Origin of the sequence: Micromonospora sp. NPDC023966, from assembly GCF_040639095.1 — a bacterium.
Lineage (GTDB): Bacteria > Actinomycetota > Actinomycetes > Mycobacteriales > Micromonosporaceae > Micromonospora.
On record NZ_JBEZZJ010000010.1, the window covers coordinates 163088 to 185142 of the forward strand.

Annotated in this window: 19 protein-coding genes; 11 read left to right on the forward strand and 8 right to left on the reverse strand. The window is 74.7% G+C overall.

What is annotated here, in order from left to right; translation table 11 throughout:
- The first annotated feature begins 95 nt into the window (after positions 1-95).
- From AB0F68_RS16275 to AB0F68_RS16295, 5 genes are all read left to right on the forward strand, one after another.
- Positions 96-1460, forward strand: coding sequence for a glutamine synthetase family protein (locus AB0F68_RS16275; RefSeq protein WP_357338182.1), 1365 nt, complete (start codon positions 96-98; stop codon positions 1458-1460).
- Positions 1461-1562: 102 nt separating this feature from the next.
- On the forward strand, positions 1563-2918 hold the full coding sequence (locus AB0F68_RS16280; RefSeq protein ID WP_357338187.1) for an aldehyde dehydrogenase family protein: 1356 nt from the start codon (positions 1563-1565) through the stop codon (positions 2916-2918).
- A gap of 1 nt (position 2919) precedes the next feature.
- A complete protein-coding gene (locus tag AB0F68_RS16285) occupies positions 2920-3687 on the forward strand; it encodes a 3-oxoacyl-ACP reductase (protein ID WP_091268577.1) in 768 nt (255 codons plus the stop codon).
- Entirely contained in the window at positions 3684-4436 is a 753-nt protein-coding gene (locus AB0F68_RS16290) for a gamma-glutamyl-gamma-aminobutyrate hydrolase family protein (RefSeq protein WP_357338191.1), read from the forward strand. Before AB0F68_RS16285 ends, AB0F68_RS16290 begins: the two co-directional genes overlap by 4 nt.
- A 124-nt stretch (positions 4437-4560) precedes the next feature.
- Positions 4561-8223 carry a SpoIIE family protein phosphatase gene (locus AB0F68_RS16295; RefSeq protein WP_357338194.1) on the forward strand — a complete coding sequence of 1221 codons (3663 nt, stop codon included), beginning with the start codon at positions 4561-4563 and terminating at the stop codon, positions 8221-8223.
- A gap of 15 nt (positions 8224-8238) precedes the next feature.
- Here AB0F68_RS16295 and AB0F68_RS16300 read toward each other — a convergent pair whose 3' ends face one another.
- Positions 8239-8553 (reverse strand): STAS domain-containing protein, encoded by a 315-nt coding sequence (locus AB0F68_RS16300; RefSeq protein ID WP_357338201.1) that lies wholly within the window; start codon positions 8551-8553, stop codon positions 8239-8241.
- Positions 8554-8647: 94 nt separating this feature from the next.
- Here AB0F68_RS16300 and map point away from each other — a divergent pair, with 94 nt between their 5' ends.
- Together map and AB0F68_RS16310 are read left to right on the forward strand one after the other, a co-directional pair.
- Positions 8648-9505 carry a type I methionyl aminopeptidase gene (map, locus tag AB0F68_RS16305; RefSeq protein ID WP_357338204.1) on the forward strand — a complete coding sequence of 286 codons (858 nt, stop codon included), beginning with the start codon at positions 8648-8650 and terminating at the stop codon, positions 9503-9505.
- On the forward strand, positions 9502-10218 hold the full coding sequence (locus AB0F68_RS16310; RefSeq protein ID WP_357338206.1) for a VIT1/CCC1 transporter family protein: 717 nt from the start codon (positions 9502-9504) through the stop codon (positions 10216-10218). Before map ends, AB0F68_RS16310 begins: the two co-directional genes overlap by 4 nt.
- Before the next feature lie 15 nt (positions 10219-10233).
- On the opposite strand, the gene AB0F68_RS16315 is transcribed toward AB0F68_RS16310, so the two are convergent.
- From AB0F68_RS16315 to AB0F68_RS16345, 7 genes are all read right to left on the reverse strand, one after another.
- On the reverse strand, positions 10234-10971 hold the full coding sequence (locus tag AB0F68_RS16315) for a nucleotidyltransferase domain-containing protein (protein WP_357338209.1): 738 nt from the start codon (positions 10969-10971) through the stop codon (positions 10234-10236).
- 108 nt (positions 10972-11079) lie between these two features.
- Entirely contained in the window at positions 11080-11559 is a 480-nt protein-coding gene (locus tag AB0F68_RS16320) for a nitroreductase family deazaflavin-dependent oxidoreductase (RefSeq protein WP_357338211.1), read from the reverse strand.
- Between the two features lie 68 nt (positions 11560-11627).
- Positions 11628-14324 (reverse strand): FtsX-like permease family protein, encoded by a 2697-nt coding sequence (locus tag AB0F68_RS16325; protein ID WP_357338214.1) that lies wholly within the window; start codon positions 14322-14324, stop codon positions 11628-11630.
- A complete protein-coding gene (locus tag AB0F68_RS16330) occupies positions 14321-15043 on the reverse strand; it encodes an ABC transporter ATP-binding protein (RefSeq protein WP_357338216.1) in 723 nt (240 codons plus the stop codon). The genes AB0F68_RS16325 and AB0F68_RS16330 overlap by 4 nt, the downstream gene beginning before the upstream one ends.
- A gap of 29 nt (positions 15044-15072) precedes the next feature.
- A complete protein-coding gene (locus AB0F68_RS16335) occupies positions 15073-15654 on the reverse strand; it encodes a PadR family transcriptional regulator (protein ID WP_357338219.1) in 582 nt (193 codons plus the stop codon).
- A gap of 70 nt (positions 15655-15724) precedes the next feature.
- Positions 15725-16165: a ferritin-like domain-containing protein gene (locus AB0F68_RS16340; RefSeq protein ID WP_357338222.1), complete on the reverse strand. Its 441-nt coding sequence runs from the start codon at positions 16163-16165 to the stop codon at positions 15725-15727.
- Positions 16162-16611 (reverse strand): hypothetical protein, encoded by a 450-nt coding sequence (locus AB0F68_RS16345; protein WP_357338290.1) that lies wholly within the window; start codon positions 16609-16611, stop codon positions 16162-16164. Before AB0F68_RS16345 ends, AB0F68_RS16340 begins: the two co-directional genes overlap by 4 nt.
- 266 nt (positions 16612-16877) lie before the next feature.
- Here AB0F68_RS16345 and rimP point away from each other — a divergent pair, with 266 nt between their 5' ends.
- The 4 genes from rimP (at position 16878) to infB (ending at position 22028) form a co-directional block, all read left to right on the forward strand.
- A complete protein-coding gene (gene rimP, locus AB0F68_RS16350; protein ID WP_357338230.1) occupies positions 16878-17534 on the forward strand; it encodes a ribosome maturation factor RimP in 657 nt (218 codons plus the stop codon).
- Positions 17531-18574 (forward strand): transcription termination factor NusA, encoded by a 1044-nt coding sequence (gene nusA / locus AB0F68_RS16355; RefSeq protein WP_357338233.1) that lies wholly within the window; start codon positions 17531-17533, stop codon positions 18572-18574. Before rimP ends, nusA begins: the two co-directional genes overlap by 4 nt.
- A gap of 16 nt (positions 18575-18590) precedes the next feature.
- A complete protein-coding gene (locus AB0F68_RS16360; protein WP_357338239.1) occupies positions 18591-18926 on the forward strand; it encodes a YlxR family protein in 336 nt (111 codons plus the stop codon).
- A 93-nt stretch (positions 18927-19019) separates the two neighbouring features.
- Complete coding sequence (gene infB, locus AB0F68_RS16365; RefSeq protein ID WP_357338241.1) at positions 19020-22028, forward strand: translation initiation factor IF-2; 3009 nt, start codon at positions 19020-19022, stop codon at positions 22026-22028.
- Positions 22029-22055: the final 27 nt, after the last annotated feature.

Consider the following 22055-nt stretch of genomic DNA (forward strand, 5'->3'; position numbering starts at 1 on the left):
GGGGTGGTCGGTCGATCGCGTTTGCCACGGTGTCCGCAGGGGGCATTGACGGTGATCCGGTTCTGCCAGTAGACCTTGGTGATGGAGGCTCGCCGATGAGGAAAGCTCCGCTCACGCTCGAAGAACTGCGGGTCGCCATCCGGGGCGGCGAGATCGACACGGTGGTGCTCGCCCTGACCGACATGCAGGGCCGGTTGCAGGGCAAGCGGTTCCACGCGCCCTACTTCCTCGACGAGGTGGTCCGGCACGGGAGTGAGGGCTGCAACTACCTGCTCGCCGTCGACGTCGACATGAACACCGTCGACGGGTACGCCATGTCGAGCTGGGAACGCGGCTACGGCGACTTCGCCATGCGGCCCGACCTGGCCACCCTGCGCCGGGTGCCCTGGCAGCCGGGCACCGCGATGCTGCTGGCCGACCTGGAGTGGCTGGACGGCTCCGGCCCGGTGGTCGCCTCGCCCCGGCAGATCCTGCGCCGCCAGCTCGACCGGCTTGCCGCACACGGGCTGACCGCGTACGCCGGCACCGAGCTGGAGTTCGTGCTGTTCCGTGACTCGTACGAGGAGGCGTGGCGGCGCGGCTACCGCGAGCTGACCCCGGCCAACCAGTACAACGTGGACTATTCACTGCTCGGCACCGCCCGGGTGGAGCCGCTGCTGCGCCGGATCCGCACCGAGATGGCCGGCGCCGGGCTGACCCCGGAGAGCGCCAAGGGTGAGTGCAACCTCGGCCAGCACGAGATCGCCTTCCGCTACGACGAGGCGGTGGCCTGCGCCGACCACCACGTCATCTACAAGAACGGGGCGAAGGAGATCGCCGCCCAGGAGGGCATGTCGATCACCTTCATGGCCAAGCCGAACGCGCGGGAGGGCAACTCCTGCCACATCCACTTCTCGCTGCGCGGCGCCGACGGCCGCTCGGCCATGCTCGGCGACGGGCCGGCCCACCTGTCGCCCACCGGGCAGCGGGTGCTGGCCGGGCTGCTCGCCAGCATGCGCGAGTTCAGCATCCTGTTCGCCCCGAACGTCAACTCCTACAAGCGCTACCAGCCCGGCTCGTTCGCCCCGACCGCGCTGCGCTGGGGCACCGACAACCGCACCTGCGCGCTGCGGCTGGTCGGGCACGGTCAGGGGATGCGGGTGGAGAACCGCGTGCCCGGCGCGGACGTCAACCCGTACCTGGCGATCGCCGCGCTGGTGGCCGGCGCGGTGCACGGCATCGAGCGGGAGCTGGAGCTGGGCGAGGAGTGCGCCGGCAACGCGTACGACGACGGGGACGCCGAGCGGGTGCCCTCGACGCTGCGCGACGCCCTGACGCTCTGGGAGGGCTCGCCTCTGGCGAAGGAGGCGTTCGGCGCCGAGGTGGTCGCCCACTACGCCAACAACGCGCGCGTCGAGCTGACCGCCTTCGACGCCGCCGTGACGGACTGGGAGCTCATCCGTGGCTTCGAACGCCTCTGACCTCCGCGCGATCTTGCACTTTCGGCCCGCGGTCAGCGCCGATGAGCGGTTTTTGTCCGGGCAGCAACTGCAAGATCGGCGAGGAGAGGGAGGGCGGAGCGCGTGAGTGAGGTGCGGAACCCGGCGACGGGGGAGGTCGTGGCGAACGTCGCCGCGACCTCGCTCGCGGAGACGGACGCGGCGATCGGGCGGGCGGCGGCGGCCTTCGAGACGTGGCGGGCGGTGGGGCCGGGGGACCGGGCGCGGTTGTTGCGGCGGTTCGCCGCCGTGGTGGACGCGCACCGGGAGGAGCTGGCGCTGCTGGAGGTGCGCAACGCGGGCCACACCATCGGCAACGCGCGCTGGGAGGCCGGCAACGTCCGGGACGTGCTCGACTACTACGCGGGCGCGCCGGAGCGGCTGACCGGGCACCAGATCCCGGTGCCCGGCGGGCTCGACGTCACCTTCCACGAACCGCTCGGCGTGGTCGGCGTGATCGTGCCGTGGAACTTCCCGATGCCCATCGCCGGCTGGGGCTTCGCCCCCGCGCTCGCCGCCGGCAACACCGTGGTGCTCAAGCCCGCCGAGCTGACCCCGCTCACCGCGCTGCGCCTGGCCGAGCTGGCACTCGACGCCGGCCTGCCCGAGGGCGTGTTCACCGTGCTGCCCGGGCAGGGCAGCGTGGTGGGCGAGCGGTTCGTCACCCACCCGGCGGTCCGCAAGGTCTGCTTCACCGGGTCGACCGAGGTGGGCACCCGGATCATGGCCGGCTGCGCCGCCCAGGTGAAGCGGGTGACGCTGGAGCTGGGCGGCAAGTCCGCCAACCTGGTCTTCGCCGACGCCGACCTGGCGAAGGCGGCGGCCACCGCCCCGGCCGCGGTCTTCGACAACGCCGGCCAGGACTGCTGCGCCCGCTCCCGGATCCTGGTCCAGCGATCGGTGTACGACCGTTTCCTGGAACTGCTCGAACCGGCCGTGCGCGCGTTCCGGGTGGAGGACCCGGCCGCCGAGAGCGCCGAGATGGGCCCGCTGATCTCCGCCGGGCACCGGGACCGGGTCGCCGGGTACGTCGACGGGGCGAAGGTGGCCTTCACCGGCGCCCGCCCCGACGGCGCCGGCTTCTGGTACGCCCCGACCGTGCTGCTCGCCGACTCCCCGGCCGACCGGCACTGGCGGGAGGAGATCTTCGGCCCGGTGGTCTCGGTGCTCCCGTTCGACGACGAGGCGGACGCGATCCGCCTGGCCAACGACACCGAGTACGGGCTCTCCGGCTCGATCTGGACGCGGGACGTGGGCCGCGCGGTCCGGGTGGCCCGGGCGGTCGAGGCCGGCAACCTCAGCGTCAACTCGCACTCCTCGGTGCGCTACTGGACCCCGTTCGGCGGGATGAAGCGCTCCGGCCTCGGCCGAGAGCTGGGTCCGGACGCGCTGCACGCCTTCACCGACGTCAAGAACGTCTTCATCAGCACGGAGGAGTGAGATGCAGGGACGGCTTCAGGACCGGGTCGCCGTGGTGACCGGGGCGGGCAGCGGCATCGGCCTGGCCACGGTGCGGCGGTTCGCCGCCGAGGGGGCCCGAGTGGTCTGCGTGGACATCGACGCCGAGGCGGGCAAGCGGGCCGCCGACGAGGTGGCCGGCGAGTTCGTCGCCGCCGACGTGGCCGACGAGGCGGCGGTCCGGGACCTCTTCGACGGGGTGGCCGAGCGGCACGGCCGGGTGGACGTGGCCTTCAACAACGCGGGCATCTCGCCGCCCGACGACGACTCGATCCTGGAGACCGGGCTGGACGCCTGGGAGCGGGTGCTGCGGGTCAACACCACCAGCGTCTACCTCTGCTGCAAGTACGCCATCCCGCACATGCGGCGGCAGGGCAAGGGTTCGATCATCAACACCGCCTCGTTCGTGGCGCTGATGGGGGCGGCGACGTCGCAGATCGCGTACACGGCGAGCAAGGGCGGGGTGCTGGCGATGACCCGGGAGCTGGGCGTGCAGTTCGCCCGGGAGGGCATCCGGGTCAACGCGCTCTGCCCCGGCCCGGTCGCCACCCCGCTGCTGCTGGAGTTGTTCGCCAAGGACCCGGAGCGGGCCGCCCGCCGCCTCGTCCACGTGCCGATGGGCCGGTTCGGCAACCCCGAGGAGATCGCCGCCGCGGTGGCGTTCCTGGCCAGCGACGACGCCTCGTTCATGACCGCCGCGCAGTTCGTGGTGGACGGCGGGATCACCGGCGCGTACGTGACCCCCCTATGAGCCGGCGGCCGGTGATCGGCATCACGTCGTACGTCGAGCCGGCCGGCTGGGCGGTGTGGCGGGACGTGCCGGCGGCGCTGGTGCCGCAGGCGTACGTCCGGGCCGTGACGGCGGCGGGTGGCCGGGCCGTGGTGCTGCCCCCGGACGACGCCGACGCCGACGTGCTGCGGGTGCTGGACGGGCTGCTGCTGGCCGGCGGCGCCGACGTCGGCCCGGAGCGGTACGGCCGGTCGCCCGACCCGCGCACCGAGAGCCGGCCGGACCGGGACGCGGGCGAGCTGGCGCTGCTGACCGCCGCGCTCGCCGCCGACCTGCCGGTGCTCGGCGTGTGCCGGGGCATGCAGCTGCTCGCGGTGGCCCACGGCGGCACGCTGCACCAGCACCTGCCCGACGTGGTCGGGCACGACGGCCACCGCCCCGCCCCCGGGGTGTACGGGTCGCACCCGGTCCGGTTCGCCGACGGCAGCCTGGCCGGGGCGGTGATGGCCGGGGTGGAGCGGGTCAACTCGTACCACCATCAGGGGGTCGCCGACCCGGGCGGCCTGGCGGTGACCGGCTGGGCCGACGACGGGGTGGTGGAGGCGCTGGAGGATCCGGCGCGGCGCTTCCTGCTCGGCGTGCAGTGGCACCCGGAGAACGACGCCGATCCCCGGCCGGTCGCCGCCCTGGTCCGCGCGGCGGCCGACACCGCTCCGGCCGGCCCCCGGCCCCGCCCGACTCGCCGCCGGCCGCCGGTTGCGTCAGGATGAGGCGTAGGTAACCAGCGTCCCACCGTCGGTATGCGTTACGTTGCTCCTCCGTCGGGGTAGTAGGCGGGGACGACCGGCGTGATCGCGCCGGTCGTCGTGGACATTGGCCCGAGCGGGAGGTTGCATGGGCTCGGCCCAGGGGGGCGGGGACGATCGTCATTCGTCCTCGGGGACCGGGGAGGCGAAACTCTCTCCACTGCTGACCGCGGCGTTCGCCGCCGGCGGCGAGATGGGCGAGCGGTTGCGCGGCTTCGACTGGTCCACCACCCCGCTCGGCGGCCCGGACATCTGGCCCCCGGCGCTCGCCCACGCGATCAGCACCATGCTCTCGTCCCGGGCGCAGATCGTCCTGTTCTGGGGCGAGGACTACCTGGCCTTCTACAACGACGCCTACCGGCCGACCATCGGCGACAAGCACCCGGCCGCGATCGGCCGGTCCGCCCGCGAGTACTGGGCGGAGACCTGGGACGTCCTCGGGCCATTGCTCGACGGGGTACGCCGCACGGGCGTGCCGTACCAGGCGGGGAACCACCCCTTCGTGCTGAACCGGCACGGCTTCCTGGAGGACGTCTACTTCGACATCTCGTACGACCCGATCCGGGACGCCGACGGCAGCGTCAGCGGCGTGTTCTGCTTCGTCAACGAGACCACCGGGCGGGTGGTCGGCGAGCGCCGGCTGCGGACCCTGGCCGAGCTGGGCACCGAGCTGGCCGACGTGCGGAGCACCCTGGAGCTGGGTCGTTCCGTGGCCCGGGTGCTCGACCGGCGCCGGGCCGACGTGCCGTTCAGCGCCATCTGGCTGCACGACGAGGACGGCGTCCCGGCGCTGGCCGGCTGCGCCGGGGTGGACCTGAGCACGGTTGCCGGCGGGCCACCGGCCCTCGGCGCCGGCGACACCCCGGACGCGGCCCGCTGGGTCGCCACCGCGGACCTGCCCGGGGTGGTGCCGCCGGACGCCGCCGACCGGGCGCTGCTGCTGCCGCTCACCGCCGTCAACGAGCCGGCCGGCGTGCTGCTGCTCGGGGTGGCCCGCCGGCTGCCCTTCACCGACGACTACCGCCACTTCGTCGACCTGGTCGCCGCCCAGGTCTCCCGGGCCGTCGGCAAGCAGCGGGCGTACGAGCAGGAGCAGGCCCGCGCCGCCGAGCTGGCCACGCTCGACCGCGCCAAGACCAACTTCTTCGCCAACGTCAGCCACGAGTTCCGCACCCCGCTCACCCTGGTGCTGGGGCCGCTGGAGGACCTGCTCGCCGACCGCGCTCTGCCCGATGCCTACCTCGACCGGCTCGCCGTGATGCACCGCAACGCGCTGCGGCTGCTCAAGCTGGTCAACACCGTGCTCGACTTCTCCCGGCTGGAGTCCGGCCGGCTGGCCGCCCGCTACCAGCCCACCGACCTGGCCGACTACACCTCCCGGCTGGCCAGCACCTTCCGCTCGGCCACCGAGCGGGCCGGGCTGCGCCTGGTGGTGGACTGCCCGCCGCTGCCCGCGCCGGTCTACGTCGACCGGGACATGTGGGAGAAGATCGTCCTCAACCTGGTGTCGAACGCGGTCAAGTTCACCTTCGACGGCGAGATCCGGGTCCGGGTCCGCGCCCGCGACGACGTCGCCGTGCTGGAGGTCGCCGACACCGGGGTCGGCATCGCGCCGCAGGAGCTGTTGCACGTCTTCGAGCGGTTCCACCGGGTGCCCGGAGCCCGAGCCCGCACCCACGAGGGCACCGGCATCGGTCTCGCCCTGGTCCGCGAGCTGGTCGAGATGCACGGCGGCACGGTCGAGGCGGACAGCGTCGTCGACCGGGGGACCACGTTCCGGGTCACCGTGCCGTTCGGGTACGCGCACCTGCCCGCCGACCGGGTGGCCGCGCTCGCCCCGACGCCACCCGGCGAGCCGGAGCAGGCCCGGCTCCACGTCGCCGAGACCGAGCTCTGGACCGACGAGGTGGCGCGGCCCGGCGGGCTGCCGGAGCTGGCTGGTGTGCCGGGCGGGGCGGGCCGGATCCTGGTCGCCGACGACAACGCCGACCTGCGCGAGCACGTCAGCCGGCTGCTCTCCCCGTCGTACGAGGTGGTCGCCGTGCCGGACGGCGTGGAGGCGCTGCGGCTGGCCGTCGACTCCCCGTTCGACCTGGTCCTGACCGACGTGATGATGCCCCGGCTGGACGGCTTCGGGCTGGTCACCGCGCTGCGCGCCAACCCGGTCACCCGACACCTGCCGATCGTGCTGCTCTCCGCCCGGGCGGGCGCGGCGGAGGAGGTCGCCGGGCTCTCGGTCGGCGCCGACGACTACCTCACCAAGCCCTTCTCCAGCCAGGAGCTGATCGCCCGGGTCCGGGCCAACGTCGAGCTGGGCCAGCTCCGCGGCCAGATCATCCGCCGGCTGCGGGCGCTCGCCGACGCCGCTGTGGCGATCAACACCGCCCGCTCCACCGGCGACGTGGTGCGGGTCGCCGCGCGGCACGCGCTCAGCCTGGCCGAGGCCGCCCGGGTGGTGGTCACCGCCACCGGCGCCCGTTACGAGGCGGATGGCGGCGGGGACGTGTCCGCCGAGCCGTCGGTGGTGCTGCCGCTGACCGGCACCACCGACGAGCAGCTCGGCGAGCTGCGGGTCTGGCGCCGGGAGGGCGGCGGCACCGAGCAGGCGGCGCTCACCGAGCTGGCCCGGCTGGTCGGCGTACGGCTGGAGAACGCGCAGCTCTACGAGGCCGAGCACCGGATCGCCACCACCCTCCAGCACAGCCTGCTGCCGCGTACCCTGCCGCAGCTCCCCGGCGCCGTCGTGGCCAGCCGCTACCTGCCGGGCAGCACCGACGTCGAGGTCGGCGGCGACTGGTACGACGTGATCGGGGCCGCCGACGACGAGCTCGTGCTGGTGATCGGTGACGTGGTGGGCAAGGGGGTGCGGGCGGCCGCCGCCATGGGCCAGCTCCGCAACGCGCTGCGGGCGTACGTGCTGGAGGGCTACGACCCGGGCGAGGCGCTGACCCGGCTCAACCGGCTGGTCGGCTCCACCGAGGGTGGCTCGTTCGCCACAGTGGTCTGCCTCCGTTTCTCCCCGCGCACCGGCCGGCTCCGGTACGCCAGCGCGGGTCACCCCTCGCCGCTGCTGATCCAGGGAGACGACGCCGTGTTCCTGCACGACCGGGCGCTCGGACCGCCGGTCGGGGCGATCCCCGGCACGACGTACCGGACCGTCGAGGGCGAGCTGGCCCCCGGCGGCCGGCTGCTGCTCTACACCGACGGGCTGATCGAGGACCGGCAGGCCGGCATAGACGCCGGGCTCGGCCAGCTCCGGGCGGACGCGACCACCCAGGGGGAGCACGTGGCCGACCTGGTCGACGCGGTGGTCGAGCGGGTCGCCGGGCGGACCCGGCACGACGACGTGGCGGTGCTCGCCCTGGAGGCGACCGAGCTGAACCGCTTCGCGCTGCGGCTGCCGGCCGACCCGACCCGGCTCAGCGTGCTGCGCAAGCGGCTGGAGGACTTCCTGGTCGCCCACCACGTCGGCGAGACCGACCTGTTCGACCTCACGGTGGCCATCTCCGAGGCCGCCGCCAACGCCATCGAGCACCCGGTCGCCCCGGCCGAGCCGATGATCGGCGTCGAGGTGACCATCGAGGGTCGCACGGTGATCGCCACGATCCGCGACAGCGGCCGGTGGCGGGAGTCCAGCGGGTCGAGCTTCCGGGGCCGGGGGCTGGCGCTGATCCAGGCGCTCGGTGAGATGACCGTGACCCGCACGGACGACGGCACCGAGCTGGTCCTGCGCCGGCGGCTGGCGGACTGAGGCCGCGGCGGCGGCTCAGACCGGCGGCAGCCAGTCCTGTTCGCCCAGGCCGGAGATCTCCAGCACCCGGCGAACCTGCCGGGACGGCAGCACGGTGAGCGTGCCGGGGAAGCGCTGGGCCAGCCGGACCACCGCGTGGATCGCGGCCGAGTCGAAGAAGGTCACCGCCCGCAGGTCGAGCGTGACGTGCCGGACGGGCTCCCGGAGGACGGTCTGGTACATGGTGTCGGCGGTCGCCATGTCGACCTCGCCGGCCACCCGGACGCGCAGTTGATCACCGTCGAGCTCCGCGGTCGCGGAGAAGACGGGCGGTGCGCCCCCTTGATCCACGGAGCAACAATGGCACAGCGGTTGCGGCGCGGCAACAACCCGGGCGAGCGGGCCGTGGCGGGGGTCACCAGGGGTGCGGCGATAGGCTGTAATCATGACCGTCCGTGCGCCGCTGACCCCAGGCACGCTCTCCCCGTGGCGGGCGGTTCCCGCCCACATCCCGCGTCCCGAGTACGTGGGCAAGACGCGCCCCCAGGAGTGGCGCGGCTCGCACGTGCAGACGCCGGAGACCATCGAGAAGATGCGGATCGCCGGCCGGCTCGCCGCCCAGGCCACGCAGTTGGCCGGGGAGCACTGCAAGCCGGGGGTCACCACCGACGAGATCGATAAGGTGGTCCACGAATTCCTCTGCGACCACGGCGCCTACCCGTCGACGCTGGGCTACAAGGGCTTCCCGAAGTCCTGCTGCACCAGCCTCAACGAGGTGATCTGTCACGGCATCCCGGACTCCACCGTGCTCCAGGACGGCGACATCATCAACGTCGATGTGACCGCGTACATCGGTGGGGTGCACGGCGACACCGACGCCACCTTCTGCGTGGGTGAGGTGAGCGAGGAGGCCCGCCTGCTGGTCGAGCGGACCCACCAGGCCATGATGCGCGGCATCAAGGCGGTCGCCCCGGGCCGGCAGATCAACGTGATCGGCCGGGTCATCGAGTCGTACGCCAAGCGGTTCGGCTACGGCGTGGTGCGCGACTTCACCGGCCACGGCATCGGCGAGTCCTTCCACAGCGGCCTCTACGTGCCGCACTACGACAGCCCGCGCCCCACCGACGTGATGGAGCCCGGGATGACCTTCACCATCGAGCCGATGATCACCCTCGGCACCCACCAGTACGACATGTGGGACGACGGCTGGACCGTGGTCACCAAGGACCGCCGGTGGACGGCGCAGTTCGAGCACACCATCGTCGTGACCGACGACGGTTACGAGATCCTGACCCTGCCGTGACCGAGACCCCGGCGGCGCTGCGCGAGGCGCACCACGCGGACGTGTCCGGCGGCTGGCTGCGGCCGGCGGTGTTCGGGGCGATGGACGGGCTGGTCACCAACATCGCGCTGATCGCCGGCGTCGGCGGCGGCGGAGTCTCCCCGCACAGCGTCGTGCTCACCGGCGCGGCCGGGCTGGTGGCCGGCGCCATCTCGATGGGGCTGGGCGAATACACCAGCGTCCGCTCGGCGAACGAGCAGGTGGCCGCCGAGGTGGCCAAGGAGCGGCGCGAGCTGGAACGGCACCCCGAGGCGGAGGCCCGCGAGCTGGCCGACGCGTGGGTGGCCCGGGGGCTGCCCCGGGACCTGGCCACGCAGGTCGCCGAGGCCGTCCGGCGCAACCCGGAGGAGGCGCTGCGGATGCACGTCCGGGAGGAGCTGGGCGTCGACCCCGACGAGCAGCCCAGCCCGTGGGCGGCGGCGATCTCGTCGTTTCTCTGCTTCTCGGTCGGCGCGCTGGTGCCGCTGATCACCTACCTGCTCGGCTTCACCAGCCTGGCGCTGGCGCTCGGCGTCGGCGGGGTGGGGCTCTTCGTGGCCGGCGCGATCGTGGCCCGGTTCACCAACCGCACCTGGTGGTCCAGCGGGCTGCGGCAGCTGCTGCTCGGCGCCCTCGCGGCCGGGGCCACCTATCTGGTCGGCGCCCTGATCGGCATCCAGGGCGGGATCGGCTGACGAGCCCGGCGGCCCTCAGCCGCCGAGCAGCTCGTCCACGGTGCCGTCGACCGGGCGGCCCCGGGCGGCCAGTTCCTCGGCCTGGCGGGCCAGCACCGTGCCCACCTCGGTCATGTCGGCCCCGGCCAGGCCGGTGCGCCGCACCGCGTCGCCGGGATCGCGGAAGTAGGTCCGGCTGAGCAGGCCCTGCACGGTCGCCGCGGCCAGCCGGGCCTCGCCGAGCATGAGCAACGCCGGGTCGGTCTCGTACCACTCGGCCAGCCGCAGCGCCCGGGCGTGCGCCGCGCTGCCCCGGTACCAGGCCTGCCGGGCCGCGGCGCTGAACTCGGCCGGCCGGGCCCGGGCCAGCCGGGCCAGGTGCTCGTCGCGGAGGGTACGCAGCCAGCCGGTCGGGTCGTGCAGGGCGCGGGTGGTGACGTACCGGTCCGCGGTGAGCGGCCAGAGCGCGGTGATGGTGGTGGCCTGCCGCACGTAGTCGTCCGCCCCGGCCACGGTGAGGTCGACCAGCACGCCGTCCACCCGGCGGGTGGCCGGGGAGGGCCCGCCGCCCGGCCGGTAGGTGGCCACCAGCAGCCCGACCTCGCCGGTCCCGCCGCCGTCGTCGTCGCCGTGCGCGAGCGGGCCGTGCACCGCGACGGCGAGAATGTCCGCCGGGAACCGGCGCAGCGCCGCGTCGCCCACCCGCTCGGCGACCCGCCAGCGCGGATCGTCCAGGTACCGGTCGGTGTCCAGCTCGGCGCCGCTGGCGTCCACGGTCCACCTCCGTTCCGCGCGCGCCTCACCCGGCGGCGGCCCGGCACGCGTCGACCGATCTCCACCCTAGCCAGCCGGACCGGGCGCGCCGGCTCGCCGCGCCCGGGGTCAGGTGGCCGGCTCGCCCACCGGGACCAGCCGGAACACCCGGATCTCCCGGCCGCCGGCCCGCTCCACGTACGTGCGGTAGGCCGGCCACTCGTCGACCAGCCGGGCGAACAGCCGCTCCCGCTCCGCGCCGCTGACCGGCTCGGCGCGCACCGGGACCCGGCGCCCCTTGACGTCGACCTCGGCGGCCGGCTGGGCGAGCAGGTTCAGCGACCAGGCGGGCTGGTGCTGCTGCCCCCAGTTCGAGCCGATCACCACGTAGGCGTCGCCGTCCGGCACGTAGAGCAGCGGGTTGCTGCGCGGCTTGCCGGAGCGGCGGCCGGTGGTGGTGAGGACCAGCGAGGGCACCAGCCCGAAGGCGACCACCCGCCCCTTTGTCAGCCGGCCGACCAGCCGGTCGGCGGGGACGAACAGACGCATGGTGGCGGCGAACCACTTCTGGTGACCGAGACGACGGGTGAGGGATCCCAGGGCGGACACCCGCCCAGTGTGCCGCCCCGCACCCCGCCGGCGACACCCCCCGACCGGTCCGACCGGATCGAGCGCCGTCAGTCCAGCCGGCGCTCCACCGGCAGCCGGGACCGGGTGAGCAGGGCCGCCCCGAGCATGGCCACCAGCGGCACCACCACCAGCACGGTCAGGGTCGACCCGGGCACCACCAGCGGGTACGGCGGCTCCACCGGCCAGGACTGCGCGTACCGCCGGTTGAGCGAGACCAGGATGATGGCCGCGGAGCCGAGACCGGCCAGGATGCCGAGCACCGAGCCGAGCACCGCGATCACCCCGGCCTGGCAGAGCGACAGCATCCGGCGTACCCGGGGGTCGGCGCCGACCGCCGCGAGGGTGGACAGGTCCCGGCGGCCCTCGGCGGCGGCGAGGCCGGTGGCCACCGCGGCCGAGCCCAGGGTGATCAGGCCGGCGGCGCCGGCCAGCAGGAGCAGCAGCGGGCGCTGGTCGGACGGCGGCCCGGCCGCCGACACCTGGACCGCCAGCGGGGCGACCCCGGACAGCTCGGTCGCCAGCCGGTCCCGCTGGCGGGCGGTGGGCGGGTCGACGGTGTCGACCAGGTAGCCCAGCGGCACGGCGACGAGGCCGAGCGTGGCCGCCGCCGCAGGGGAGACCACCAGCCGGTCCACCGGGAGGCCGCCGCGCAGCACGTACCCGGGCAGTGTGCCGGCGGCCGCCAGGCCCTCCGAGCCGTGGCTGACCTCCACCCGCACCCGCCCGTCCACCAGTTGCCGGGGATCGGTGACCACCACCCCGCCCGCCTGGAGGGTCCGGCGGGCCGCGGCCACCTCCCCGGCCGGGGCGCCGGTGAGCGCGGGCAGCCCGGTCCCGTCGTCCACCAGCGTCGGCAGGTAGAGGTCGCTCGGTTCACGGAACGGCCGGACGCAGCGCGGGTCGGTCCGCGCCGCGGTGGACACGGGGTCGATCGGATCGATCGGTTCGTAGGGGCAGAGCTGCTCGGGCGGGCGCATCGCGCTGGCGACGCAGTAGTCCTCCGGGCCTGCGGGCCGGGCGCACTCCAGGGCGGCGAGCGGGACCACCGTGGCGGACGGCAGCACCGCCCGGACCCGCTCCGCCACCTCGCCGGCCGGAGGCAGCGCGCCGGTGGCCGGCCCGTCGGTGCGCTGGAGCAGCACGTTGCCCGGGGGCAGGCCGGGCTGCCAGGCCGCCCGCTGCCGGGCGTCGTCGCTGGCCACGTAGACGCCCAGCGCCACGCTGCCGGCGACCGCCGCCATCACCGCCGAGATGGCCGGCGCGGCCGACGAGCGGTTGCGGCTGGCGTCGCGCAACGCCAGCCGGGGCGCCAGCGGCAGCAGCCGGCCGGTCCGGGCCAGCAGCCCGATCAGCGTCGGGGTGCAGAAGACCAGCCCGAGCTCGCCCAGGACCAACCCGGCCAGCACCCCGGTCGGGGTGGTCCGGGTGGCGCCGTACGCGGCCAGGGCGGCGCCGGCCACGGTGAGCAGCGCCCCGAGCACCAGCCAGCGGCGGCGTGGCCGGGGCGGCTCCCGCCGGCCGGCCAGCCCGGCCACCACGTCCTGCCGAGCCGCCGCCCAGGCCGGGGCGAGCGCGGCCAGCACGCCCGCCAGCACCGCCACCGCCACGATCGCCAGGAGCGCCGAGGGGAAGAGCCGGTACGCCCCGGACCGCGCGCCCATCACGTACTGCTCGACCAGCGGCCGGCCGGCGAACGCGGCGCCGACGCCGAGCAGCAGGCCGACGGCGGCCCCGCCCGCGCCGAGCACCACCCCGTCGGCGAGCACGATCCGGCGCAGGTGCGCGGCGTCCCCGCCGGCGACCGCGACCAGGGCGAGGTCCCGCCGACGGCGGCGGACGCCGACCGCGAAGGCCGGGCCGACCAGCAGCACCACCTCCAGCAGGCCGAGCCCGCCGACCAGCACCGCGTTGCCGGCCTCCTCGGCGTCGGGCAGGTCCGGTCCGGTGGCCATCTCGTCCCGTCCGGGCAGCGGGGTCCGGGCGGCCACCAGGATGCCGCGGGCGTTCAACCGGTCGGCCAGCGCCGCGTCGACGGGCCCGGGCAGGTCCACGAGCCAGTTCTCATCGGCTGCGGCGAGCGGACCGGGTGGGATCTCCGGCCGGAGCGCGACAACCTCCCGCAGGTTGTCCGGGAACTCCACCACCCCGACCACCCGGTAGGTCGTGCCGTCGACGGTCCGCACCGGCTCGTCCAGGCGCGCGTCCAGCCGGCGCAGCGCGGCCGGGCTCATCGCGATCTCGTCGGGGCGGGTCGGCCGCCGGCCCTCGCGCAGGGTCGCCAGCGGCCGGCTGAGCGGGTCGTTCAGGTCGACGGCGCGGGCGTCGAACGACTCGGTCTTCCCGTCGATCCGCACCTCGAACGGCACCCACCGGCGCAGCCGGGTGAGCCGGCTGCCGGCGGGCAGCAGCGCCCGCAGCTCGTCGGCCGTCACCGCGCGGCTCCGGGGCACCGGGTCGCCCTCGACCGGCCAGGAGCTCTCGCCCCAGGCGTCCTGGGCGATCGCGTTCAGGTCGATCCAGCGCAGCTCCGCGTCGGCCCCGCCCAGCTGCCGGTCCATCCGCTCGGCCCGGGTCAGCTCGGCCATGTCGTAGCTCACCGCGGCGAAGCTCAGCCCGAGCACCGGCAGCGCGATCATCACGAGCACCAGGGCGGTACGCCGACGGGCCCGGCGGGCCTCCCGCCGGGCGATCCGCAGCGCGGTCCGCCACGACCCGACCGTGGCGGCCAGCCGGCCCCGGCTCACCGACCGCTGCCGCTGAGCAGGTGCTCGACGCCGATCAGCGGGGCCGTCGAGTCGACCAGCACCCCGTCGCGGAGGAAGACCACCCGGTCCGCCCAGCCGGCGTGCCGCGCCTCATGGGTGACCAGCACCCCGGCCGCGCCCGCGTCCACCCGGCGGCGCAGCAGGTGCAGCACCGCCTCACCGGCCTGCGAGTCCAGCGCGCCGGTGGGCTCGTCGGCGAGGACCAGGCGGCGCTCGCCGACCAGGGCCCGGGCGATCGCCACCCGCTGCTGCTGGCCGCCGGACATCTGGTCGGGGAACCGGTCCGCCAGCCCGGCCACGTCCACCTCGGCGAGCGCGGCCAGGGCCAGCCGGCGGGCCGCCCGGACGCCGGCGCCGTCCAGTTCCAGGGGGAGCGCCACGTTCTCCGCGGCGGTGAGGCTGCCGAGCAGGTTCAAATCCTGGAAGACGTAGCCGATCCGGCGGCGGCGCAGCCGGGCCAGGTCGCGGGCCGGCAGGCCGCCGAGGGACTCCCCCTCGACCAGCACCTCGCCGCCGGTCGGCCGGTCCAGCCCGCCGGCCAGCGCGAGCAGGGTCGACTTGCCGGAGCCCGAGGGGCCCATCACGGCCACCAGTTCGCCCGCCGACACGGTGAGGCTCACCCCGCGCAGCGCGTGCACGGTCGCCTCCCCGGAGCCGTGGGTCCGGTGCACCGCCCGCAGTTCCAGCACTCCGCCCATCGGGTCACCTCCCGCCGTGCCGGCCGCCGTCACCGGCGGGCCTCCTCGTCGGCCCGGTCCACCGCCTCCGGGTGGGTGACCGGCCGGCTCGGCGCCGGGCGGTGGCGGACCAGGCTGGTCTCGCAGTGGTCGAGCCAGCGGACCTCGGCCTCGGCCTGGAAGATCATCGCGTCCAGCACCAGGCGCCAGGGCAGGTCCTCCGGCTTGTCACTGGCGTACTTCAACCGGGTGAACTCCTGCAGGGCCCGCATGGTGGCGCTGCGCTGGGTCTGCACCACCGCGCGGACGTCCACGCCGGGCGTGGTGAGGGCCAGGGCCAGCTTGATCGACAGCTCGTCGCGGGGCCGGTCGGCCCGGCTGATCGGGGTGGCGAACCAGAGCGCCAGGTCCGCCCGCCCGGCGTCGGTGATCTCGTACGGCCGCTGCCCCCCGTCGCTCTCCGGCAGCGAGCGGACCAGGCCGTCGCGTTCCAGCCGGGACAGGGTGGTGTACACCTGCCCGATGTTCAGCGGCCAGGTCGATCCGGTCGACTCCTCGAACGCGGAGCGGAGCTGGTAGCCGTACATCTGGCCGCGCTCGAGCAGGGCGAGCAGGCCGTGGCGGATGGACATGGCGTGGAGTATGCATACCTGGTATGCGGTCCGCAACCGCAGGGTTCCGGCGGGTGACCGGGGCCTCCGCTCAGGCCTGCCGGCCGGGGAACGGAACGGTGACCGGGGTCACCCCGGCGGTGCGCCGCCAGCGGGTGGCCCGCAGCGCGCAGTCGGTGAGCGCCGCGAGGGCCTTGTTCCGGTCCGCCCCGGTGGTGTGCGGCAGCGCCGCCCGCCAGTGGCCGGCGGTCCGCTCCTCGACCTCCACGGCCAGCTTCAGCGCGCTCGCCCGGTCGGTCACCGGGTAGGGCAGCGCGTAGCCGGCCCGGTCGGCCGGGACCTGGCCCCCGCCGGCGCTGAGCTGGAGGATGAGGCCGTCCCGGCGGGACCGGTGGGCCGCCTCGGCGGTGCGGGCGGCGGTGCGGGCCGCCCCGGTCAGGTGCACGCCGATCACCCCGTACGCCCAGATCGCCGCGTACTCGGCGGCGAGCGCGTCGCCGAGGGCCTGGGCCGGGCCGCTGGTCGGGTTCACTTCAACGCCTCCACGTGGGTCGCCCGGGCCGCCGCGATCGAGCCGAGCAGCGCGGCCCGCTCGGCGGGCGCGGCGGCGCAGGCCTTCGCGGCGTTCTCCCGCCCCTCCTGCTCGGCCTGCCGCAGCTCGGTCAGGACCGTGTCCGGGTCCATGGCGGCTCCCGACGGGCCCGCGGCCGGGCTGCCGGACGGGGCCGGCCGGCCGATCACCTTGCGCAACTCCTCGGCGTGCGCCCGGTGCGCGTCGGCGATCGCGGTGAGCCGCTCGGCCAGCGCCGGGACGGCGGAGGCGGCGGCCCGATAGCGGGCCTCCAACGCGGTGGCCTCGGCCGCGAGCGGTTCCAGCGGATCCGGGGGCCGGGACTTTTCGTCGCGGTCGAAAAGATCACAGCCGGTCAGCGGCACGGCCGCGCCGCCGAGCGCCACCAGGGCCCCGGCGCGCAGCAGCGTCCGCCGGGAATGCCCCGGTGCGCCCTGGTTCGATGTCGTTCTGCCGGTCGCCACCGGACAAGTCAACACCATCTCCGCCGTCCTGTGGGCCAGTGGCTGTCGGTGCGCCGCCCGGGCCGCCGCCCGGCCCGCGCGTTACGCTCTGCGCAGCCACCGGGCGCGAACGCCCCGGTGGCGTGCCGGCATGGCGGGCCGACCCGGCTCGCCCGAGCAGCGACACGACGGGCCTCCGTGCCCGCGGCAACAGCAGAGAGGTGCGCCGAATGACGCAGCGTGGCCGTGCCACCCGGGCGACGGGGCCCTCCGGGCGACCCCGCCGGCCCGACGGCCCCCGTGGCGCGGACCGGGGCGGCGCACCCCGCGGCGACCTGAACGCGCGCCGGGCCCGGCTGCGCGAGGTGATCGAGCCGGTGGTCACCGCCGCCGGCTACGACCTGGAGGACCTCTCCGTGTCCCGCGCCGGCCGCCGGCACGTGGTCCGGGTGATCGTGGACGCCGACGGCGGGATCAACCTGGACGCGGTCGCGGACGTCTCCCGGGCGGTCTCGGCGGCGCTGGACGCCGCCGAGGAGGCCGGCGGCGACATCGTGGCCGGCGAGTACCAGCTCGAGGTCAGCTCGCCCGGCGTCGACCGCCCGCTCACCCTGCCCCGGCACTGGCGGCGCAACGCCGGTCGGCTGGTCAAGGTGACCGTCCACGGCCCCGAAGGGGACCGGCAGGTCACCGGCCGGATCGCGGCCGGCGACGACGAGCGCGTGGCGCTGGAGACCGACGCCGGCCGCGTGGAGCACCCGTACGCCGAGCTGGGACCCGGCCGGGTCCAGGTGGAGTTCAACCGCCTGGACGAGGTGGCCGACGAAGACTTCGGTGACGACACCGACATCGACGACGACGAAGATCTGGAGGACGAGGAGAGGTGAACATCGACCTCGCGGCGCTGCGCGCACTGGAGCGCGAGCGGGAGATCCCGTTCGACACGATCCTCGCGGCGATCGAGACCGCGCTGCTGACCGCCTACCGGCACACCGACGGCGCCGAGCCGCACGCCCGGGTGGAGATCGACCGCAAGACCGGGACCGCCTCGGTGTACGCCCAGGAGGTGGACGCCGACGGCACCGTGGTCCGGGAGTGGGACGACACCCCGCACGACTTCGGCCGGATCGCGGCCATGACCGCCAAGCAGGTGATCCTCCAGCGGCTGCGGGAGGCCACCGACGAGGTGCACTTCGGCGAGTACGTCGGCCGCGACGGCGACCTGGTCACCGGCGTGGTGCAGGCGCACGAGGCGCGGGCCGAGAAGGGCATCGTCAGCGTCGACCTGGGCAAGCTGGAGGGCGTCCTGCCCCAGTCCGAGCAGGTCCCCGGCGAGCGGTACGTGCACGGCGAGCGGATCCGCTGCGTCGTGGTGCACGTGGCCAAGGGAATGCGCGGCCCGCAGATCACGTTGTCCCGGTCGCATCCGGGCCTGGTGAAGAAGCTCTTCGCCCTGGAGGTCCCGGAGATCGCCGACGGCACCGTGGAGATCGGCGCCATCGCGCGTGAGGCAGGTCACCGGACGAAGATCGCGGTGCGGTCGACGGCTCCGGGGGTCAACGCCAAGGGCGCCTGCATCGGCCCGATGGGCCAGCGGGTCCGCGCGGTGATGAGCGAGCTGCACGGCGAGAAGATCGACATCATCGACTGGTCGGACGACCCGGCCACCTTCGTCGGCAACGCGCTCTCGCCGGCCAAGGCGCTCCGGGTGGAGGTGGTCGACCTGGCCAGCCGGACCGCCCGGGTCACCGTCCCGGATTTCCAGCTCTCGCTGGCGATCGGGCGGGAAGGGCAGAACGCCCGGCTTGCGGCCCGGTTGACCGGTTGGCGGATCGACATCCGCTCCGACGCGGAGCAGAGCGGAGCGGCCGGCCGGGGCGGAGCTGATCACGTTCCCGAGGCGGGCGGCGCGATCTCGAGCAGCTAGGGGTAGACTTCCTCCAGTGGTACGACGCGCGCTGCCGGAGCGCACCTGTGTGGGCTGCCGGAAGCGAGCGCCGGCCAGCGAGTTGCTGCGAATCGTCGCGGTTGGCGACGAGGCTGGTCATTACAGCCTCCGGCCCGATCCGGCGCGCAGACTGCCGGGTCGGGGAGCGAACATGCACCCGGATCCGGCCTGCTTCGCGCAGGCGGTGCGGCGCCGCGCCTTCGGGCGGGCACTGCGCATCACCGGGGTCGTCGACCACGGTGTGCTCGCGGAGCACGTTGACGCGCAAACCCCGACGACCGGTCAACCCGACCGGTCGAGGGTCGCTAGCAAGGTAGGACGACCGACATGAGCACACGATGAAGTCCCTGAAATGACCAGGCTTCAAGTGCACGAGTGAGGTCGCTGCGGGTGCTGCCCGCACGACCTCGGAGTGAGGAGTGCAGTGGCAGGAAAGGCCCGCGTACACGAGCTCGCCAAGGAGCTCGGGGTCGAGAGTAAGACCGTTCTCGCCAAGCTCAAGGAGATGGGCGAGTTCGTGAAGTCCGCGTCCAGCACCGTCGAGGCGCCCGTCGCCCGACGGCTGCGTGGCGCATTCGTCGCGTCCGCCGGTGGTTCCGCGGCGTCGGCCGCCCCGTCGGCGGCCGCACCGAGCCCGGCAACGACCCCGACGCCGTCCCCGACCCCGGGCGCCCCCCGGGTCTCGGCCAAGCCGATGCCGCCCCGGCGGCCGGCCGCGCCGACCCCTGGACCGAAGCCCAAGGGCCCGGTCCCCGGCCCGCCGCAGCCGGCGACTCCGGTCGCCAAGCCGGCGAGCGCGCACGACATCGAAGTGGCGGCCGCCGAGGCGCGCGCCGCCGCACTCAAGGCTGAGCAGGAGGCCGCGGTCAAGGCCGCGCAGGCCGCCCGCCAGCAGCAGCGGGAGAACGTCCGCCGCGAGCCCCCGACCGAGGGTGGTCCCCGTCCGGGGCCGCGTCCGGGTCCGAACGCGGCGCCGCCGCGTCCGGGTGCCCCGGCCGCCGGCCGTCCCGGTGGCCCGACCCCGGGTCCGGGTGCCCGGCCGGGCGGTCGTCCGCCGGCGCGCGGCGCCGGCAACAACCCGTTCGGTATCCAGGGTGGCCAGCAGCAGCGGCCCCCGGCCGCCGGTGCGGGCGGTCCCCGGCCGAGCCCGGCGGGCATGCCGCCGCGGCCCAGCCCGGCCTCCATGCCGCCCCGGCCCAGCCCGGCCTCCATGCCGAGCCAGCGGCCGACCACGGGTCGCCCCGGCGGTCCCGGTGGCGGTCGTGGCGGTCCCGGTGGCGGCGGCGCGGGTCGTCCCGGTGGCGGCGGCGGTGGTTTCCGCGGCGGTCCCGGTGGCGGTGGCGGCGGCGGTGGTTACCGCGGCGGTCCCGGTGGCGGTGGCGGCGGCGGTGGCTTCCGCGGCGGTCCCGGTGGCGGCGGTGGCGCTCCCGGTGGCGGTTTCCGCCCGGGTGCTCCGGCCGGCGGCGGTGGCCGTCCGGGTGGTGGCGGTCGTGGCCGTGGCGGTGGCGCCGCGGGTGCCTTCGGGCGTCCGGGTGGCCGGCCGACCCGTGGTCGCAAGTCGAAGAAGCAGCGCAGACAGGAGTTCGACAACCTGTCGGCCCCGACCATGTCCTCGGGTGCCCCCCGCGGTCAGGGTCAGGTCGTCCGGCTGTCCCGTGGCGCCTCGCTGTCGGACTTCGCCGACAAGATCAACGCCAACCCGGGTTCGCTCGTCCAGGAGATGTTCAACCTGGGCGAGATGGTGACCGCGACGCAGTCCTGCTCCGACGACACCCTGCTGCTGCTGGGTGAGCACCTCGGCTTCGACGTGCAGATCGTCAGCCCGGAGGACGAGGACCGCGAGCTGCTCGCGCAGTTCAACATCGACCTCGACGCCGAGGTCGCGGCGGAGCGTCTGGTCAGCCGTGCGCCGGTGGTGACCGTCATGGGTCACGTCGACCACGGTAAGACCAAGCTGCTCGACGCGATCCGCAAGGCGAACGTCGTGGCCGGCGAGGCGGGTGGCATCACCCAGCACATCGGCGCCTACCAGGTCCACGTCCCGCACGACGGCGTGGACCGCGCGGTGACCTTCATCGACACCCCGGGTCACGAGGCGTTCACCGCCATGCGTGCCCGTGGTGCCCAGGTGACGGACATCGTGATCCTGGTGGTGGCGGCCGACGACGGCGTGATGCCGCAGACCATCGAGGCGCTCAACCACGCCAAGGCGGCGGACGTGCCGATCGTGGTCGCGGTCAACAAGGTCGACAAGCCGGAGGCGAACCCGGACAAGGTCCGCCAGCAGCTGACCGAGTACGGCCTGGTCGCCGAGGAGTACGGCGGCGACACCATGTTCGTCAACGTGGCGGCCAAGCCCGGCATCGGCATCGAGGAGCTTCTCGAGGCCGTGCTGCTGACCGCCGACGCGTCGCTGGAGCTGACCGCTCCGATCGACGGGCCGGCGCAGGGTGTCGCCATCGAGGCGCACCTGGACAAGGGCCGTGGTGCGGTGGCGACCGTGCTGGTGCAGAAGGGCACCCTCCGGGCCGGCGACTCGATCGTCGCCGGTGGGGCGCACGGCCGGGTCCGGGCCATGCTGGACGAGAACGGCAAGCCGGTCGACGAGGCCGGGCCGGCGCGTCCGGTCATGGTGCTGGGTCTGACCACGGTGCCGGGTGCGGGTGACACCTTCCTGGCCGCCGAGGACGACCGCACCGTGCGGCAGATCGCCGAGCAGCGGCAGGCGCGACGGCGGGCGGCGGCATTCGCCAACTCCCGCGGCCGGGCCACTCTCGAGACGCTCATGGAGCAGCTCAAGGAGGGCGAGAAGACCTCGCTCAACCTGGTGCTCAAGGGCGACGTCTCCGGCTCCGTGGAGGCCCTCGAGGACGCGCTGTTCAACCTCGACATCCCGGAGGAGGTCCAGCTTCGGATCATCCACCGGGGCGTGGGTGCGATCACCGAGAGCGACGTCATGCTCGCGAGCGCCTCGTCCGAGGCGGTCACGATCATCGGCTTCAACGTGCGGGCCGCCAACAAGGTCCGCGAGATCGCCGACCGCGAGGGCGTGGAGATCCGGTACTACACGGTCATCTACCAGGCCATCGAGGAGATCGACGCCGCGCTCAAGGGTCTGCTCAAGCCGGAGTACGAGGAGGTCGAGCTGGGCACCGCGGAGATCCGCGACGTCTTCCGCTCGTCCAAGATCGGCAACATCTCCGGCTGTATCGTCCGGTCCGGCCTCATCCGCCGCAACGCCAAGGCGCGGCTGCTGCGGGACGGGGCGGTCGTGGCGGACAACCTCACGATCAGCTCCCTGAAGCGGTTCAAGGACGACGCGACCGAGGTCCGCGAAGGCTTCGAGTGTGGTCTGACGCTGGGCGGTTACAACAACGTCCAGGTCGGCGACATCATCGAGACCTTCGAGATGCGGGAGAAGCCGCGCGCCTGAGCGGTGTGAACACGGCGACGGCCGGGG

What these genes read in the sequence shown, in the direction of transcription:
- AB0F68_RS16275 (WP_357338182.1), top strand. Translation starts at nt 96, where the DNA reads ATGAGGAAAGCTCCGCTCACGCTCGAAGAACTGCGGGTCGCCATCCGG.
- AB0F68_RS16285 (WP_091268577.1), top strand. Translation starts at nt 2,920, where the DNA reads ATGCAGGGACGGCTTCAGGACCGGGTCGCCGTGGTGACCGGGGCGGGC.
- AB0F68_RS16290 (WP_357338191.1), top strand. Translation starts at nt 3,684, where the DNA reads ATGAGCCGGCGGCCGGTGATCGGCATCACGTCGTACGTCGAGCCGGCC.
- AB0F68_RS16295 (WP_357338194.1), top strand. Translation starts at nt 4,561, where the DNA reads ATGGGCTCGGCCCAGGGGGGCGGGGACGATCGTCATTCGTCCTCGGGG.
- map (WP_357338204.1), top strand. Translation starts at nt 8,648, where the DNA reads ATGACCGTCCGTGCGCCGCTGACCCCAGGCACGCTCTCCCCGTGGCGG.
- AB0F68_RS16330 (WP_357338216.1), bottom strand. Translation starts at nt 15,043, where the DNA reads ATGGGCGGAGTGCTGGAACTGCGGGCGGTGCACCGGACCCACGGCTCC.
- AB0F68_RS16335 (WP_357338219.1), bottom strand. Translation starts at nt 15,654, where the DNA reads ATGTCCATCCGCCACGGCCTGCTCGCCCTGCTCGAGCGCGGCCAGATG.
- rimP (WP_357338230.1), top strand. Translation starts at nt 16,878, where the DNA reads ATGACGCAGCGTGGCCGTGCCACCCGGGCGACGGGGCCCTCCGGGCGA.